This is a genomic window from Pseudidiomarina aestuarii (genome assembly GCF_003987355.1).
GTDB classification, from domain to species: Bacteria; Pseudomonadota; Gammaproteobacteria; order Enterobacterales; family Alteromonadaceae; genus Pseudidiomarina; species Pseudidiomarina aestuarii.
Map to the genome: position 1 here is coordinate 1820890 of NZ_PIPR01000001.1, position 17760 is coordinate 1838649.

Genomic DNA, 17760 nt, shown 5'->3' on the forward strand with positions numbered 1-17760 from the left:
TTAGGCTTCCGCTTTCGCTCCGCGTACATGATCTTCAAGCTCGTTGAACGTTGGTCGTTCAGCAGTGTGAAGTGCCTTCCGACCAAACTCGACAGCGAGTTGAGGTGCATAGCCATGCATGCTTGCAAGCAATGTGACGCGAATGGTTTGCAGCGCCTTCACAGCCTCTGCAATTTGGTGTTCGAGTCGACTCGCAGCTGGGTTGATAAATCCGTAACCCAATAAAATACCGAGGAAAGTTCCAACCAATGCGTGCGCGATCATGGTGCCCATGACATCAGGTGGAACATCGGCAGCACTGAGCGCTCGAACCACACCGAGTACGGCGGCAACGATACCAAACGCTGGCATCGCATCACCGACTTTAGTGAGTGCCTCAGCTGGAATTTCTGCCTCTTGCTCAAAGGTCTCAATTTCATGCAACATGAGCTCATCGAGTTCTTGTGGGTTCATATTGCCGGAAATCATCAACCGTAAATAATCGTTGATGAAATTGAGCATCATATCGTCTTCAAGAATATCCGGATGCTCAGAAAAAACGGTGCTTTCCTGTGGGTTCTCGATGTCGCGCTCAACGGCCAACATGCCGTCACGACGCATTTTATTGAGGAGCTTGTAGAGAACTGCTAATAACTCGAGGTAGGTTTCGCTGTTGTATTTAGATACCCGCTTCAAACGGCCAAAGGCTTTAAATGTAGCTTTAATAGCTTTGCCATTGTTTGCCGCAACGAAAGCGCCAACTCCTGCACCACCTATGATAAGTAGTTCTAGCGGCTGAAACAGGGGACCTAAGCTGCCGCCTGCCATCGCAAAACCACCAAACACCGAAAATATAACGATGATAAAACCTATCGGTATCAGCACGAGCGTCTTCCTTCAGTAATGAAACGTCTTCTATGCTGTTTATATCGGCGTGCTAGCGAGAAACTTGAGCTTCTTTTACAGATTTTTCGCAGTCTTTGATAAGCGGCTTGCCTGCTCGAGAGGGCGGTTGGCAGACACCACAGACGTAATCGCTATCCGGCGTATGCGCATGATTTACAAAGTTGAGCTTACAACTGGTACAAGTGGACAGTTGAAACATGTCGCTTTCAAAAAAGCGAACCAATGTCCACGCGCGAGTCAGTGCTAGAACTTCTTCACTACCCGTGCCACGCAAGTGTTCTTGGTACATGCGATAGGCCTTAATAAAGGCTTGCATGCGCTCTAACCCTTGCTGATTGTGGAAGCGATCATAAATCGTATAGAAAAACGATGCGTGTATATTCGGCATCCAGGTTAAGAACCAATCCGTAGAAAACGGCAACATTCCTTTGGGTGGTGATTTTCCAGCAACTTCTTTATACAACCTGACCAAACGGCCACGGTTTAATGCAACTTCAGATTCGAGAACTTGTAAACGAGCACCCAGTTCAATTAGCTCGATAGCTAATTGGACTTGGTTCAATTCGTCCAGAAGTTTGGTGGAAGATTGACTTGTCATTACTACGCCGTTGCCATCAACATTGCCAAATGGGTTTCCTGTAAACCAGTGTCACGTTTATTCTCAAATACAGCACGTAATTGCTGGGCTGAAGCTAACTGAGGTCGCAATACGCTCTGTTGCTGGCGAGCCAATAATGTCATCTCACGAACGGTAAGATTAGCAAGCAGATCCGCCAGATCAGCATCAATTTTGAGTCGGAAAATCGCGGTCTCACGATCTTCTAAGATCAGTTTTTGCACTAATAGCAAGTAGCTCAGATTCAGATCTTGGAGTTCTTCTAGGGTTCTACTCTGAGACATTGGTTAAAATTCCTACAATTAGACAATTACGAGATCATACAGGGTGACTTTTACCAAACAATTACAATGTTGGTCAACCGTAAAGAGAAAAGATTTCTAAGATCCTAATCATACTGATTCTGATCTAATTTGTTGATTATTGCGGTTATTCTGGGAGAGAGGTTTGATTCTTATCGATATTTCGTACCCAAACTAACAATTCAGAAACAACATCCCAAAGCATTTGCGGTACATAGTCATCTAAGTCCAATTGACATAATAAATCGACTAACTGCGGATCGTCATGAATAAAAACTCCGTGCGCCTGCGCGGTTTCGATAATTTTTTTCGCGAGCTCCCCTTCACCTTTTGCAATAACCTTTGGTGCTTGGTCAAAGGCTTGATAGCGTAAAGCGATAGCACGTTGTTTGCGGTTTTCCGAATCACTCATGCTCGTCTCCAGAACGCTGGGTTGAACCCGCAACAACAATAGGTTCCAACTGGAGCCCGAGGGTTTTTAGTCGCTGTTCCAATGACTCAAGTTCAGTTCGCAATGCGCTGACATGCTCATCAGCCACTTGTAACTTTAATTGCAAGTGTTGCGGTTGCCAGCGGATAGATGCGCGAACTTCACCCAACTGCGGGAGGGTAATCTTCAATTGTGTCGACCACGTCGGTGTTTCGACTTCTGCACTGGTTTCATTTTGTTCACGCCAGCGCTTGACCAGTGGATGCGGATCTACTTGAACCGCCAACTGCAGTAGAGCCTGGGGCCAGGGTTCAACATCCCAACGCAATACGCCGTGTTGCACCAGCTCAAGCTGCTGTTGCAGCAATGGTTGATTCTGCGCAGCGGGTTGCTGCATTTGCGGTTGTCGCATCAACTGCGGCATGGGTAACTTACCTTGCTGCCATTGCTGTACCGCACGTTCATAAAACAAACCTGATTTTTCCATGGATTGGCGCAATTGCGAGGATAGTCGCGGTGCATCAAGATTTTCGCTACCCGGAAATAGTGGTCCTTGCGGTTGCTGAGCGCGCGCTGATCCAGAGGAGGGTTGATGTTGATGATGTTGGACGAGCGTCAAGAAGCGAGCGAGTTGTTGACCAGTAGCACTGAATTCTGTTGCAGTTCCGGTTGGCACAGCAGCCTGAACCGGCAGCATTTGGCGAGGCATTAGTACGACTTCAGTACGCTGCTTCATCACCTGGTGAACCAGCGTATCTAAAAGTGGTGTAATACTACTCAATTGCGATAACTATGCTCGAGCTTTTGCTTTTTCTGCATGCTGAGCAGAGTCTCTTCTAGTTTTGCACGACGGGCAATCAAGCGTTCGCGAATTTCACGGTCTTGATCCATTATTTTATGTAGCAACTGTAATTTTTGAAGTTGCTGATCATCGTCCAACTGGACATGAGGTTCATGTTGGCTCAAACGTTCTACTTCACGAACGTAGTTGACTTCCGTTTCTATCAGCGCATCCCAATCTTCGTTGCGAACGTTCGCAAGCATTTGATTGGAATGTTCTAAGAGAGCCTGATACGACATAACAACCTCCATTGGCGTCATATATTCACATTTGACTTGCGGCTGCGCATTCATGAACTTACGCGCCATCTACCTCGGATCCGATCTCTTGCCAGGCGGAACCGATATCGTTTAAGAGGCGCGCCGCCTCCTCTAAAAATTGCGCATTATTGTGCAAGTTTGCTCGTAGCAATAAGTCACTGACATAGTGATAGAGCTGTTCGAGTTGTAGGGCAATGTCGCCACCCTTTTCTTTATCTAATGCAGCGAGTAGGCCTTGATTGACAATATCTAAGGCTTTACCAATTGCCTTACCTTTTTCACTGATATTGCCATTTTCGAGATGCAGTTGGGCTGCTTTGATTTGCTTTTGTGCACCTTCAAATAACAACGCAATCAACTTGTGCGGGCTTGCTGAAAGCACATGACTCTCGACACCAACTCGACCGTATGCAGCTGCTCCACGCATTCCGTACATGAGAAGTCCTCTCTATTAACTATCGCCCAGCTGCGCATTCATTGCAGCAAACTGTTGGCCCAAATAATTGCTGGTTGAATTCATGCTCGCTATCAAACTATCCAACTGCGCAAACTGTTTGCGATACCGCTCTACAGTGGTTGCGATCAAATCTTCCTCGCGCACAAAACGGTCATCGAGCCGATCAATCTGACTCTTAAAACCTTCGGTACGTGTGGCTATGGGACCGTTTTCGTCCAGTAATTGTTCAAGCGCTGTTGATGTTTGCTTAGCAAATCCATCGGTGGTCGCGGTACCAGCAAAAAAGGTGGTCACCTTAGTTAGATCCGTTGAGCTCAGCTCCGCTAAACGCGCTTCATCGACTTCTAACTTGCCACCCAATTGACGGGAAATACCCAAATCACTCAATCGGTTAAAATCACCTTCCGCAACCTGGTTGCCAAGGATTGAGCGCAAAGCACTCTCTACTGAACGCAGCCCACTATCACCCAATAACTGACCAGCAACACCAGTCTCCACATCAAAGTTATTTAATGAACCGATGGTGTCTTGAAGTTCGTTGTATGCGTCGACAAATGCACTGATTGAACCTTGAATGGTCTCTTGATCACGCACGACATTAACGTTGCCTGAACCGGTTGACGTTAAACTCAGTGCGACACCCTCAATAGCGCCCTCAACCTGATTGGTTTGGCTGGAAATAGTGATGCCGTTGACGCTGAGCGAGGCATTTTGGGCAGTAATTTCAGTACTTGCGTCAGTGCCCATCGATAAGGCCAAGTCACCGGTATAAGACAAACTGGTAATGGCGGAATCTGTTCCTGTCTGTGCCGAACTTAAAACCAGACGATAAGGAGTCCCAGAACCATCGTTGACGATCGAGGCACGGACATCGGATTGTTGGGCGTTAATGGCATCGCGAACATCAGCGAGTGAACTCGACGCTGCATCAACTGCAACGCTGAATGAGGTTCCATTACCCAAGGCAACGTCAACCGAGCCAGCGCCCAACTCAGCGGTATCGTCGGCAACACCAAAGCTTGCAACACTGTAGTTCCGCGCGAGATTATTGACCGTGACCGCGTAACTACCCGGTGCAGCGGTATTGTTTGCGGCTACTGTAATTCCATCAAATGACGAGTTACTGGTGGTCGCCGCAAAGGTCTCAGAAGCGCTGAGCGTGGTTGCGGCTTCTTGAAAAGCGGAGAGTGCACTTTCAAGCTTGCCGTAGGCCGAAATCTGCGCTTCGACACTACGCTTTTGTTGAGTAATCGGCTGTAAGCGTTGCCGCTCAGCTGCTTCGAGCTGATTCAGCAATCCGTTCAGGTCTAACCCCGAACCTACTCCCAGTGATGAAATTGAAGCCATAATTCATATTCCTGTTTAACTGACCTGATGATGCCCGACTTTTGCATCAAGCAAAGCCAATAAAAACCGCGTTAAAAATACGCATTTCAAGTTATCGACCACGCGGGGACAAAACTTTAGAAATTTTTTCGAAATGCGAAGTCCGTCTCGTAAAAATACTATTCAAAACTAATAATCGGGTGCTATCACGTCGACGATACGACCGACATCTTGGAGTGAGCTTAACTCAACAACATCGCCAAGCTTATCGTCAGGAGCGCTTTTATGAGGCGCAACGCGGACATGGGAAATGCGTCGTTGTTTGTCCAACCCCACAACCCACGCAAACTGCCCATGTTCAAACTTAACCAAAGTGCCAATTGGAATACCACCAAAATGTTGTTGGTACTTGTAGACCCAAACTTGATCATATTCTTCAGGGCGCGCTTCCACGAACTTCCACGCTGAAACGGTTGATAAGCCTTTGCGATCTGGACGTCCACGTTGCATTGCATCAATAGCGTCGACTACCGCCGCAGCGCGAGCCAATTGCCCTAATTTGTCTGCGCGACACTCACTGGGGTAGCCGGAGCCATTTAAACGCTCGTTGATTTGTTCAATCACATTATTTTGAATGACTGGTGACAACCATTTACAATTTTCAAGCTTGTCCATTATCAGGGCAACATGGGTCTGCATTTGCTCATAAACTTCGGTACTGAGTGTCGTTGCTCGCCAAATTTCAGCGGGTAACAAGCCTTTACCGATATCGTGAATCATTGCGCACGCAGCTACCGCTTTGCGCACATCCCGGGGAACCTTGGTAGAACTCAGGAGGTCAACCAAACGAACCGCGACTGCCAGACCATGACGAATCCATCGCGATTCGCGGTGAATACAATGCACAGCGAAGAGCGTCTCTTCACGACTATCATCAAGCATATCGAGCAGTCGATCTGCGTGCTGCGACAATTGACCTGAGTTCACAGGCTGTCCCTGACGCAACGATACCATCTGGCTATCGAGATACCCGGCAATACGCGCAAGCCGTCGCGCCATTGGCGTGGCGTACGCATGCCCCTGGCGCCGACCGAGCTTATTTTCATCACCATTTTTTACTTGAAAGAGTTCAGACGGTTGCCGGTTATTGTCGCCCTCGATTGCGTTGCGACTAGCTTCACGCTCAATCTCACGAACGAAATCCCACAGTTGCCTTTCATCCACTTTACTGATGTTATCGAACTCGAAGCCAACCGCTAGCACTTGTCGGTCATTGTCGGTACGAATGTGCTTCACCACCGACTTCACTTCAAATCGGGTTCCATTCGGAAAATAGAGTTCAATCCCGGTCTCTAAATTCGGTAGCACTTTGGATACACCATCTTGTGCGAAGAACTCAGCTAAACAACCCGTGGCGGATAGGTCCTTCAAATCACCCTGCAACTCAACTTCTTCACCTTGCTCGTTGTCACTACTGCGCAGGATAACGCCAACATCCATCCCCATACGTAGGGTTGCGCGGAAACTCGCTCGACGCTGTTGAACATTGATTTCCGTTGGCCAATCGGCATAGGCAAACAACCGTCCTTCGACAGTAGTTAGCTCGCGCATTTTTATTGGATTAGAACGAACCAGTCCACCCGGTGTGTAACCTTTTAATAAGAAGGTCACACCGCGGCGCAGAGGTGGTGCTAAGTCACGAACCGCGGTGAGATCGAATAGCAGGTAATCCTCTTCTTCCTGCTCCAACAAAATGACCGGATGTTCATCCGAGCCTTGCGTGGTCAGTTGGATAGAAGCCACACCAGGTTGACTCAGCGCCTCATAATAAGTCGCAAGCTCTACCACACTATTGACGGGTGTAAATTCAATTTCGGTCACAGTTCTTATCCATTCAGAGTAGCGATCGAATTATCGACCAACAGCGCAGAAACTTTAGAAAGCCGGTCGATTTAACCTGTTGCAGAAAATTAATTAAAGGTTTTTTTTGGCAGACCGATAACAGCAGGTGACGGCAGGCCATTATGGCGGCCCTCTTTTCGAAACAAAAGGAAACGACTATGTCAGTCATCAATACCAACATTACCTCGCTGATTGGTCAGCAGAATCTGCAGAAGTCGCAGTCATCGCTGCAAACTTCGATGGAGCGTCTGTCTTCAGGCCTGCGTATTAATAGCGCCAAAGACGATGCTGCTGGTCAAGCCATCGCCAACAAAATGACCGCTCAAATCCGTGGTCTCTCGCAAGCACAACGAAATGCCAACGATGGTATTTCATTAGCACAAACCGCTGAAGGCTCTTTGAACCAAATCAACGACAACCTGCAGCGTATTCGTGAGTTGACTGTGCAAGCTCAAAACGGCACCAACTCAGCAGACGACGTTGCGTCGATTCAAGCTGAAGTCGATGAGCGTTTAGCAGAAATTACTCGGGTTGTTGGCGAATCAGAATTTAACGGCAACGCACTGTTCGACCCAGCCGCTGATTTCAATATTCAAGTCGGTGCAAAAGATGGTCAGGTCATTACTATTGCTGCGGCGACTCTCGCCTCAACTGCGTTTGATCTCGGTACGTTTGACGTCGCCACTGGCACCTTGGCTTCACTTGATACCGCCATCGGCTCAGTGGATAGCACGCGCTCAAATTTAGGTGCGGTGCAAAACCGTCTTGAGTCTGCTATCGACAACATCAGCACCACGGTCGCTAACTTGTCAGCTGCGCGTTCACGTATTGAAGATGCCGATTACGCGGTTGAAGTCAGCAACATGACGCGCTCACAGATTTTGCAACAAGCAGGTACTTCGGTATTAGCGCAAGCTAACCAGGTTCCACAGGGCGTATTATCACTGTTGGGTTAATCCCAACAGTGATGCGCTTCTTTTACTAAGAGGACATTACTATGTCAGTTATTAATACCAACATCACTTCGTTGATTGGTCAGCAGAACCTGCAGAAATCGCAGTCAGCTCTGCAGACTTCTATGGAGCGCTTGTCATCAGGTTTGCGCATTAACAGTGCCAAAGATGATGCAGCGGGCCAAGCCATCGCGAACAAGATGACGTCACAAATTCGTGGCTTAACTCAAGCGCAGCGTAATGCCAACGACGGTATTTCACTCGCTCAAACGGCTGAAGGTTCATTGAACCAAATCAACGATAACTTACAACGTATTCGTGAGTTAGCGGTTCAGGCTGAAAACGGTACGAACTCGGTAGACGACGTTGCATCGATTCAAGCAGAAGTTGATGAGCGTTTAGCTGAAATTTCGCGCGTTGTGACTGAGTCTGAGTTCAATGGTAATGCGCTATTTACTAACGGCGCGGCCACTACATTCACAATCCAAGTAGGTGCAAAAGATGCACAAACGATTGATGTTGTAGTCGGTGACTCAGCAGGCTATGACCTTGGCGCATTTGCTGTGGGTACCGATACCCTAGCAACGCTGGACACAGCTATCGCAGCGGTAGATAGCACGCGCTCAAACCTGGGTGCGATTCAAAACCGGATGGAATCAGCGATTGACAACATCAGCACCACAGTAGCTAACTTGTCTGCTGCGCGCTCACGTATCGAAGATGCTGACTACGCTGTAGAAGTCAGCAACATGACTCGTTCACAGATCTTGCAACAGGCGGGTACCTCAGTATTAGCTCAGGCTAACCAGGTACCACAGGGCGTATTGTCACTATTGGGTTAATTCCAATCATTTGATATTCGACCTTCATCATCAGCCATCCACTCGTGGGTGGCTGATTTTTTTCTTTTTCAAAAAATATTCTAAAGTTGTCTGAAAGCGTGCCGATAATCATTGTTAACAACAGAACAATGGTTCAAGAGGAACGTAACTATGTCAGTCATCAATACCAACATTACCTCGCTGATTGGTCAGCAGAATCTGCAGAAGTCGCAGTCATCGCTGCAAACTTCGATGGAGCGTCTGTCTTCAGGCCTGCGTATTAATAGCGCCAAAGACGATGCTGCTGGTCAAGCCATCGCCAACAAAATGACCGCCCAAATCCGTGGTCTCTCGCAAGCTCAACGAAATGCCAACGATGGTATTTCACTAGCACAAACCGCTGAAGGTTCTTTGAACCAAATCAACGACAACTTGCAGCGTATTCGTGAGTTGACTGTGCAAGCTCAAAACGGCACCAACTCAGCAGACGACGTTGCGTCGATTCAGGCTGAAGTCGATGAGCGTTTAGCAGAAATTACTCGAGTTGTTGGCGAATCAGAATTTAACGGCAACGCACTGTTCGACCCAGCCGCTGATTTCAATATTCAAGTGGGCGCAAAAGATGGTCAGGTCATTACTATTGCTGCGGCGACTCTCGCCTCAACTGCGTTTGACCTCGGTACGTTTGACGTTGCCACTGGCACCTTAGCTTCACTTGATACCGCCATCGGCTCAGTGGATAGCACGCGCTCAAATTTAGGTGCGGTGCAAAACCGTCTTGAATCTGCTATCGACAACATCAGCACCACGGTCGCTAACTTGTCCGCTGCGCGTTCACGTATTGAAGATGCCGATTACGCGGTTGAAGTCAGCAACATGACGCGCTCACAGATTTTGCAACAGGCGGGTACTTCAGTATTGGCTCAGGCGAACCAGGTTCCGCAGGGCGTGCTGTCACTGTTGGGATAAATTCTATCCTCTCCCATGCGTCCGTAACACGCATCTCAGCTGCTTACTCTTTAACAAGGTAAGCAGCTTTTTTTATACCTGCATATTCATAATTTCTTTGTATGCGCCAACCAAACGATTACGCACTTGAACGCCCATTTCAAAGGCTAAAGAAGCCTTTTGCTTGTCAATCATGACATCATTCAACGATACATTAGGATCGCCTAACTGAAATGCCGTGGTTTTTGCGGCTGCGGTTTGTTGTAGTTCGTTAATGCGTTCGATGGATTGCTTTAACTCACCTGCAAATCCGCCCTTTTCAACGGTCGCTGGCGAAGCTACAGGCTCAGATCTCGTTTGCGCTTGCAGGCTCTGCATTTGCGCTATTGCAGTTTGAATTGCCGGTACACTCATGGGTTTTCTCCACTTTTATCGCAGCTTAATTTAACAGCCCAGCAATAAAGCGAATGGATTAAATAACGCCCTAAAAGTTGCTTTTTCTACCCTTTGACTTGACCCCGCTTAAGCATAATAGCAATCAGAAAAGTCTCTGCAAGAAGCGATTATGGAAGCAACACAGACAGCTACAGCAGGCGTTGGCAACAACGTCAACCAATGGTTCGGGAAGCTCAAAGCGAGCAGCCTGGTACCATTGCTATTAGGCGGCGCTGCCTTTCTTGGGCTTATTATCGCACTGTCGTTATGGGTCAGCGCACCGGACTACCGCGTGCTCTACAGCAACTTGAGTGAAGCTGACGGCGGTCGCATCGTCAATGAACTTGAAACACGCCAGATCCCCTATCAACTAAACGGCACCAATACGTTGCTGGTACCCGCTGATCAAGTCCATCGCTTGCGTTTACAACTGGCCGAGCAAGGTCTTCCTCAAGGCGGGAATGCAGGCTTTTCGCTAATGGATAATCAAGCCTTCGGTATCAGCCAGTTCGCGGAGCAAGTCAATTTCCAACGCGCGCTCGAAGGTGAGTTAGCCAGCTCAATGGAGTCATTAGGACCAGTCGCTAAAGCTCGCGTCCACTTAGCCATGGCCAAAGCATCCGTTTTCGTGCGTGAGCGTGAGCCAGCGAAAGCATCTGTAGTACTCACTCTGCACACCGGTCGTAGCATGGGTGATGGTCAGGTAAATGCTATTATTCACATGGTATCGAGCAGCGTTCCTGAACTCACTCCTGACAGTGTCACCGTAGTCGACCAACATGGTAATTTGCTATCCGACAATAATCGGGATGATGCACTTAGCGGCACCAAACTGAGCTATATCCAGCAAGTTGAAAAGTCATATCAAGAACGGATTGAAGGTATTTTGGCACCGTTCTTAGGGCGCGAAAATATTCAGGCACAAGTAGCCGCGAGCATCAATTTTGCCACGCGTGAAGCCACTGCAGAGCGCTACAGTCCGAATCAAACTCCTGAAACCGCTGCCATTCGCAGTATTCAACGTAACTTATCAATGCAAGGCATGACTGATGGGGCAGCCGGTGTACCTGGCGCCTTGTCGAATACGCCCCCGGGTGTTGCAGCATCGCCCATTGAAACGGATCCAACTGGAGCCGAGAACAGCGCAGGTACCGTAGCCAATGGCAACGCTGTAAATAACACGATGCAACAGGACCAAGTCGTCAACTATGAGGTCGATCGTCTAGTTGAACACGTTCAACATGAGCGCGGTGAGCTTGAACGTATTTCAATAGCCGTAGTAGTTAACCATCGTCAAACCACTGATGAAGAAGGCATCGTCAGTTGGGTGCCTCGCAGTGAAGAAGAACTGGACTATATCAATCGCCTGGTACGTCAAGCCGTCGGCTTTAACGTGGAACGCGGTGATCAAATTGAAGTTGTAAATAGTCGCTTTATGCCTGTCGCCGACGAGACTGAAGTGGAAGTGTCGGGTTGGCAAGACCCTGCTACTCAGCAACTTGCTTTTACCATTGGTAAGTATGTTGCAGCCGGACTCGGCATTTTATTGTTCTACTTATTGATCATGCGTCCACTGCTCAATCGTCATGTGCAATCGCCTATTCAATCACCAGTAGATAGCACCGGTACCGCTCGTGCCAGTGGCCGCGGCAACTTACGGGCTGTCGTCGGCGACGATGACGATAATAACGATGGACAGCGACGCACCGGCCATGGCTCCAGTAGCAACGAATCGAGCGAAGAAGAAGAGTTGGATTGGCCTGACAAAACCAGTCAGCCAAACTACACCCGAGCATTAAACAAAGCCAAGCAGCACGCAGCAGAAAACCCCAAGCAAGTCGCTCGAATCTTGCAGAATTGGATTAGTAAGGATGACGCACATGGCAACTCCTAACGCAGCACCAATGACTGGCTTGCGCCGCGCCGCCGTGATGCTCCTTATGCTCGAAGAAGAGGCTGCATCAGAGGTGTTTAAGCACTTTCCACCGACCCTGATTCAAAAGGTCAGTAAGGAAATGACGCGCTTGGGTGATTTGTCACATCAGGACATTAAGATGATTCTAGATGACTTCCATACTGAAGTGACCAATAGTCCCTCGATGGATCGCTACGACGACTATATTCGTTCTGTTTTAACCAAAGCATTGGGCAATGAGCGCGCCAGCAGTTTGATTGAAGATGTACTAGACCAGCGCCATGGCGGCGTTGGTATTGATGCTCTCAATTTGATGGATACGCCAGAAGTTGCTGAAATGATTCGTGATGAGCACCCACAAATCATCGCGACCATTTTGATTCACCTTGACCGCTCGCAAGCAGCAGGTGTTCTTGAGCTATTTGATGAGCGGTTACGCAATGATGTGGTGCTCAGAATAGCAACGTTTACTGGCGTGCAACCGGCTGCCTTGCAAGAGCTCACTGAAGTTCTCGGCGGCATGTTGGACGGTCAAAACTTGAAGCGCAGCAAAATGGGTGGCGTTCGGACCGCAGCCGAAATCCTGAACTTGCTGAGTGCCGGTCAAGAAGACACTGCACTTGAAAATATTCGTGCCTACAACGATGAGCTCGCCCAGAAAATTGTCGACGAAATGTTCCTCTTCGAGAACCTTCTGGATCTCGATGACCGCAGTATTCAGGTGGTTCTCCGTCAAGTCGAAACGACCGCTTTGGTGGTTGCACTCAAGGGCGCCGAGGAACCGCTGGTCGAGAAGTTCTTGCGCAATATGTCACAGCGCGCGGCTCAACTTATCCGCGAAGAAATGGAGACGCGTGGTCCAATTCGCTTGTCACAGGTTGAAGCCGAGCAAAAAGCAATTCTGGCGGTGGTACGCCGGTTAGCGGACAGTGGCGAAGTGATGCTCAACAGCGGAGACGATACCTATGTTTAAGCCGTTCAGCGTTACTGCAACCGCGCAAGATGATAAAGCGGCCGCTCCGCAACTAGCCGACGATCCAGAGCAATGGCAAAGTTGGCGTCTCGGCGCTTTGACGACGCGTAAAACACAGTCTCCGCGTGTCCACGTAGATGCCACCGATATTGAGTTTGAACAGCAATCTGAATTGCGCGTGCTCCGCGAACAAGCATACCAAGAGGCTTACAGTAAAGGTTTGACCGCAGGTCGCGAAGCCGGTCATAAAGAAGGGTTCGAGCATGGCTATGCCGAGGGCCAAGAACAAGCCCAGCATGAACTACAACAGCAGTTAGAAACGAACGTAGCACCACTACAAGCACTTGTGCAGACATTTGAAGAAGCATTGCGTGAAGTCGATACGGCGGTAGCAGAACATCTTGTGCATCTAGCCTTGCAAGCAGGTCGTCAACTTGCTGGAGAGGCATTAGAGGCCAAGCCAGAAGCAGTTCTGGAGGTGGTCCGCGAGCTCCTGCAACAAGACGAGACGTTATACAGCCCTGCCATTATTTATTTGCATCCGGACGATTTAGATTTAGTCAAAACCCACATGACTACTGACTTAGAACGTGCTCGATGGCAAGTTCAGGCTGATCCGCGTCTTTCCCGTGGTGGCTGTCGCGTGGTCAGCAAAGCCGGCGAACTCGATGCCAGCATGGAAACTCGTTGGCAGTTGATTCAACAACAACTACGAGGCCGCAGCTAACATGACGACCTCGAGCGCCTCTCAATCACTCCACGAAAACTGGCAAGCTGCTCTGCGCAGTGTATCTGATCGGGTGGGTCACGTTGCGCCGTGGCAAGCCAGCGGACGCTTGGTGCGGGCAACGGGAATGGTACTTGAAGCTGTCGGTGTGCAATTGGCTGTAGGTAGTGCGTGTATGATTGTAACTGACCAGCAACGCATAGAAGCCGAAGTGGTCGGTTTTGCCGGCGATAAAACATTTTTGATGCCCATTGATAGTGTGCAAGGTCTCACGCCCGGTGCGCGCGTTTTACCTTTAAACAGTGGCGATGATCACCACCGCCGATTCCCGCTCGGTAAGGCACTGCTCGGCCGCGTGCTCGATGGCTCTGGTCGGCCACTGGATGGGAAGCCGCTTCCTGAGCGTTGTGAGTTTGGTAACTTGCATGGTGCCACTATTAATCCACTTAAACGTGCAGCTATCGATACTCCTATTGATGTCGGTATTCGCGCTATCAATGGGTTACTGAGCGTCGGTCGTGGACAACGAATGGGATTGTTTGCCGGCTCAGGTGTCGGTAAATCCGTGTTACTTGGCATGATGGGTCGTTTTACCAAAGCGGACGTGATTGTCGTTGGTCTGATTGGTGAACGTGGTCGCGAAGTACAAGAATTTATTGATCACATCCTCGGTACTGAGGGTATGGCTCGCTCTATCGTCGTGGCTGCACCTGCCGACTCGACTCCATTGCAAAGGTTGCAAGGCGCCGCGTATGCAACTCGTCTTGCGGAAGATTTCCGTGACCAAGGCCAACATGTGTTGCTGATCATGGATTCACTGACACGCTATGCCATGGCCCAGCGAGAAATTGCTTTGGCCATCGGCGAACCACCCGCAACCAAGGGTTATCCGCCGTCGGTGTTTGCCAAATTACCGGCTTTGGTGGAACGCGCCGGCAATGGCGAACTAAACGGTGGTTCGATTACTGCATTTTATACCGTCTTAACTGAGGGTGATGACCAACAAGATCCGATTGCCGACTCATCTCGGGCGATCCTCGACGGTCACATTGTGCTTTCACGCGAATTGGCAGAATCCGGGCATTACCCGGCTATTGATATCGAGGCCTCGATCAGTCGAGTCATGCCGTCGATTGTCAGTCAGGAACAAATACTCCATGCCCAACAATTAAAGAAGCTCTTTTCAACTTATCAACGCAATCGGGATTTAATCAGCGTCGGCGCTTATAGCCCGGGACACGACCCTCTGCTCGATAAAGCGGTGCAATTCTTTCCGAAACTCGAGCGTTATTTGCAGCAAGGCATGCAAGAACAATGTCAACTGAGCCAGTCGCAACAAGCACTGGCTACAGTGATCGGAGGTCAATGATGAACCAGTCTACCCTCAGCTACTTAACTGAACAGGCAAAAACAGCCCGCGATGATGCAGCCAAATTACTGGCGACGGAACGGCACAACAAACAGCGGATCGCGCAACAGCTTGAGATGCTTAAAACCTATCGCAACGACTATGCGAGAGAATTGCAACGACAACTTTTAGATGGCTTAGCACCAGCAACAGTGGCAACTTTTCGGGCCTTTTTAACCAGTCTTGAGGATGCTATTGAGCGCGCTGAGGCGACATTAATGCAGCAAGACCAGCGCCTCGACAAATCACAAAATCATTGGCAGCAGCAACAGCAGAAGTTGCAATCCTTTAACACGCTGCAAAGTCGCCAGTCGAGTCGGGCGCTGCGTGATCGGATTCGCGCGGAGCAACGTCTCGCCGATGAATTTACAACCAACCTAACCGCTCGCCGCATTGTCGGCGCTGGCAATGGTTGAGGAGTGGGAGGCATGATTTCTATGACCAGCATTCAACAATTACTACAACGTGAACCCGCGCCAGCGTCTGGCAACACGGCGACTACTTCAGGCTTTGCTGAAACCTATGCTCAGGCAGCGTCACAAGCCGCAAAACCTGAAACGCCAAAGCAGGCTGCAACTGCTGCGTCTGAACGCTCGGTAGACTCGTCGCCAAAAGACCAGAATCGTCCGAAGTGGCTCGCATTGTTTAATGGCCAGGCACCGATGGTTGACTCGCAACAGACGTCAGCACCAATTGCAGCAGCGGCACCTTTGTTGACTGAACAGCCTATTGATCCGACCCAAACCGACGCTGCGCCAACAATACAGGCTATTGCTGCAGCCGCACCCCAATTAGCGGCAACCGCGGCTAACAAACCGGTGAGTGGCCAACCGACGATGACCGAGCAACCGATCAATACCAGCTCAACTGATAAGACTCCGGTAGACCTTAAAACCGCCGTATCGAATCCCATTCAAGCGGCGCCAGTCGCCACAACCAAACCCGGTGCTGAGCAACCGGTTGAAAAAGAGCACGCAACCCAACAACCCAATGCTGCAGCGCAGAAATTGACGGCAGAGCAAGTCACCTCAGCAGCGACCATTGCGACGCAGTCGAGCCCCCATAATTCTGCAGCTCAGGCTGCGCAATTGGCTGCTCGAGCGTTAACAACGCTAACAGATGCTGAGTTGAAGCAGACGAATCAAGCCGCGCTTAAACCAAATCAACCTGGTTCGTTCGAACAAGTTGTTTCGACAGCGTCCACAGCACCGCAAGTCGCTGCAGTTGAAGCCACGCCATTAAAAACGACTGCTCAACAACCCGCAATTGCAGCGCAAACTGGGCAGAGTAACAACACCCAGCAGCAGTCACCAACCCCTGTTCAACCGACGCCACAGAGTGCAGATTTAGCATTTGAACTGAACGATACCCCAGAGCTCATGCGGCAAAATGCAACGGCTGCAACTCCTCAGGAACAGTTGCTTGCCGCCCAGGTCACCAAAGAAGCCATACCAGCTGAGGCCGCCAAATTTAGCTTAGGTGAGGCAGCGAATCCAAATAGCTTGAATGCGACACAATCTGTCGCGCAAAATCCCCCAGTCGGACAGCAACCCGTTATTGCTGACACCGCTGGAACCGCACCACAGCTAACAGCAAAGTTAGGAACTCAAGCGTGGCAACAGCAACTCAGTCAACAAGTCTCGCAACTGGTGCTTCAGAACGACCAGTCTGTGGCACTGCGGTTACACCCTGCTGAACTTGGCTCATTGATGGTACAAATGAAAGTTGAAGATGGCGCAGCGCAACTCTCCATTCAGTCCGGCAACGCACAAGTTCGGCAAGCGCTCGAGCAAGCGTTACCGCAACTTCGGGATGCATTAGCTAACCAAGGTATCGACTTAGGCCAAACCCATGTTGGCAGCCAGTCTGCTCGTGACTTTGGACAGCAATCTGAGCGCCATACGGCAGGTCAGCACGAAAATGCTTCAGATTCGCTGATTGCGGCCGATAACACCGATAATGATCCGACTCCCGTGGCTCCCTCAAAAGCGCCAGCGGGAACTTTGGATCTCTACGCCTAGCACCTAATACGCTGAACAATTATGCAGAGGATAAGTAACAATGGCGCGTAAATCGGATACTCCCGCTCCAGCAAGCGGCAGCAACAACTTAGTGATCTATGTTTTATTGTTTCTCGCTATCGCGGTAGCTGGAGCCAATACCTACTTGTTAATGGATACACGAAACATTGCTCTGGCCGCGGCCAACGGCGAAGTCATGGAAAAAGAGCAAGAAGCTTTTGAACCGGTATTTGTCAGCATTTCACCGTTTACTGTGAATTTGCGCAGCGACCAGTTTGGCCCACGTTTGCTCTACGCAGGCCTAACGCTAGAAGTACCAGATGAGAAGGTGAAACAGTTACTGTTGACCAATATGCCACAAGTTCGAAACCGCTTGTTGGTGCTCTTATCGGGACAAGATGCAGAGAAAATAGTGAATTCCGATGGCAAAAAGACCCTAGCAGCCTCTATTCAATCGACGCTACAGGCGCCTTACAAAGGTGACGAAGAAATTGCCATTAATGATGTGTTATTTACCGAATTTATTGTGCAGTAAGGACT

The 17760-nt window shown here is 49.5% G+C and carries 20 protein-coding genes; 10 read left to right on the plus strand and 10 right to left on the minus strand.

Going from position 1 to position 17760, the window contains the following annotated elements:
• The 9 genes from motA to CWE22_RS08345 all read right to left on the minus strand — a co-directional run bounded on the left by motA (position 1) and on the right by CWE22_RS08345 (position 6998).
• Entirely contained in the window at positions 1-864 is an 864-nt protein-coding gene (gene motA, locus CWE22_RS08305; RefSeq protein WP_169930855.1) for a flagellar motor stator protein MotA, read from the minus strand.
• Positions 865-916: 52 nt separating this feature from the next.
• Positions 917-1483, minus strand: coding sequence for a flagellar transcriptional regulator FlhC (flhC, locus tag CWE22_RS08310; protein WP_169930856.1), 567 nt, complete (start codon positions 1481-1483; stop codon positions 917-919).
• 2 nt (positions 1484-1485) lie between these two features.
• Entirely contained in the window at positions 1486-1785 is a 300-nt protein-coding gene (locus CWE22_RS08315; protein WP_169930857.1) for a flagellar transcriptional regulator FlhD, read from the minus strand.
• Between the two features lie 145 nt (positions 1786-1930).
• Positions 1931-2215, minus strand: a complete 285-nt coding sequence (locus CWE22_RS08320) for an EscU/YscU/HrcU family type III secretion system export apparatus switch protein (RefSeq protein WP_169930858.1) — start codon at positions 2213-2215, stop codon at positions 1931-1933.
• Complete coding sequence (fliK, locus tag CWE22_RS08325; RefSeq protein WP_169930859.1) at positions 2208-2969, minus strand: flagellar hook-length control protein FliK; 762 nt, start codon at positions 2967-2969, stop codon at positions 2208-2210. The genes CWE22_RS08320 and fliK overlap by 8 nt, the downstream gene beginning before the upstream one ends.
• A gap of 41 nt (positions 2970-3010) precedes the next feature.
• On the minus strand, positions 3011-3313 hold the full coding sequence (gene fliT, locus CWE22_RS08330) for a flagellar protein FliT (protein ID WP_169930860.1): 303 nt from the start codon (positions 3311-3313) through the stop codon (positions 3011-3013).
• A 58-nt stretch (positions 3314-3371) separates the two neighbouring features.
• Positions 3372-3770: a flagellar export chaperone FliS gene (fliS, locus tag CWE22_RS08335; RefSeq protein ID WP_169930861.1), complete on the minus strand. Its 399-nt coding sequence runs from the start codon at positions 3768-3770 to the stop codon at positions 3372-3374.
• Between the two features lie 15 nt (positions 3771-3785).
• Complete coding sequence (fliD, locus tag CWE22_RS08340) at positions 3786-5138, minus strand: flagellar filament capping protein FliD (protein ID WP_169930862.1); 1353 nt, start codon at positions 5136-5138, stop codon at positions 3786-3788.
• A 168-nt stretch (positions 5139-5306) separates the two neighbouring features.
• Entirely contained in the window at positions 5307-6998 is a 1692-nt protein-coding gene (locus CWE22_RS08345; RefSeq protein WP_169930863.1) for an HD domain-containing phosphohydrolase, read from the minus strand.
• 179 nt (positions 6999-7177) lie between these two features.
• Here CWE22_RS08345 and CWE22_RS08350 point away from each other — a divergent pair, with 179 nt between their 5' ends.
• The 3 genes from CWE22_RS08350 to CWE22_RS08360 all read left to right on the plus strand — a co-directional run bounded on the left by CWE22_RS08350 (position 7178) and on the right by CWE22_RS08360 (position 9762).
• On the plus strand, positions 7178-7975 hold the full coding sequence (locus tag CWE22_RS08350; protein ID WP_169930864.1) for a flagellin N-terminal helical domain-containing protein: 798 nt from the start codon (positions 7178-7180) through the stop codon (positions 7973-7975).
• A 41-nt stretch (positions 7976-8016) separates the two neighbouring features.
• The gene (locus CWE22_RS08355; RefSeq protein WP_169930865.1) at positions 8017-8814 is read left to right on the plus strand and encodes a flagellin N-terminal helical domain-containing protein; all 798 of its coding nucleotides are present in this window, start codon (positions 8017-8019) and stop codon (positions 8812-8814) included.
• Between the two features lie 150 nt (positions 8815-8964).
• A complete protein-coding gene (locus CWE22_RS08360; protein ID WP_169930864.1) occupies positions 8965-9762 on the plus strand; it encodes a flagellin N-terminal helical domain-containing protein in 798 nt (265 codons plus the stop codon).
• A 72-nt stretch (positions 9763-9834) separates the two neighbouring features.
• On the opposite strand, the gene fliE is transcribed toward CWE22_RS08360, so the two are convergent.
• The gene (gene fliE / locus CWE22_RS08365) at positions 9835-10155 is read right to left on the minus strand and encodes a flagellar hook-basal body complex protein FliE (protein ID WP_169930866.1); all 321 of its coding nucleotides are present in this window, start codon (positions 10153-10155) and stop codon (positions 9835-9837) included.
• A 151-nt stretch (positions 10156-10306) separates the two neighbouring features.
• Here fliE and fliF point away from each other — a divergent pair, with 151 nt between their 5' ends.
• The 7 genes from fliF to fliL are packed head-to-tail and all read left to right on the plus strand — an operon-like array spanning position 10307 to position 17755.
• Positions 10307-12070 (plus strand): flagellar basal-body MS-ring/collar protein FliF, encoded by a 1764-nt coding sequence (gene fliF, locus CWE22_RS08370; protein ID WP_169930867.1) that lies wholly within the window; start codon positions 10307-10309, stop codon positions 12068-12070.
• Positions 12057-13064 carry a flagellar motor switch protein FliG gene (gene fliG, locus CWE22_RS08375; protein ID WP_169930868.1) on the plus strand — a complete coding sequence of 336 codons (1008 nt, stop codon included), beginning with the start codon at positions 12057-12059 and terminating at the stop codon, positions 13062-13064. Before fliF ends, fliG begins: the two co-directional genes overlap by 14 nt.
• A complete protein-coding gene (locus tag CWE22_RS08380; protein ID WP_169930869.1) occupies positions 13057-13791 on the plus strand; it encodes a flagellar assembly protein FliH in 735 nt (244 codons plus the stop codon). The genes fliG and CWE22_RS08380 overlap by 8 nt, the downstream gene beginning before the upstream one ends.
• A 1-nt stretch (position 13792) precedes the next feature.
• Positions 13793-15160, plus strand: coding sequence for a flagellar protein export ATPase FliI (gene fliI, locus CWE22_RS08385; RefSeq protein WP_169930870.1), 1368 nt, complete (start codon positions 13793-13795; stop codon positions 15158-15160).
• On the plus strand, positions 15157-15615 hold the full coding sequence (gene fliJ / locus CWE22_RS08390; RefSeq protein WP_169930871.1) for a flagellar export protein FliJ: 459 nt from the start codon (positions 15157-15159) through the stop codon (positions 15613-15615). The genes fliI and fliJ overlap by 4 nt, the downstream gene beginning before the upstream one ends.
• Positions 15616-15627: 12 nt before the next feature.
• Positions 15628-17220, plus strand: coding sequence for a flagellar hook-length control protein FliK (locus tag CWE22_RS08395; protein ID WP_169930872.1), 1593 nt, complete (start codon positions 15628-15630; stop codon positions 17218-17220).
• Positions 17221-17260: 40 nt separating this feature from the next.
• Positions 17261-17755 carry a flagellar basal body-associated protein FliL gene (fliL, locus tag CWE22_RS08400; RefSeq protein ID WP_169930873.1) on the plus strand — a complete coding sequence of 165 codons (495 nt, stop codon included), beginning with the start codon at positions 17261-17263 and terminating at the stop codon, positions 17753-17755.
• The last annotated feature ends 5 nt before the right edge of the window (positions 17756-17760 follow it).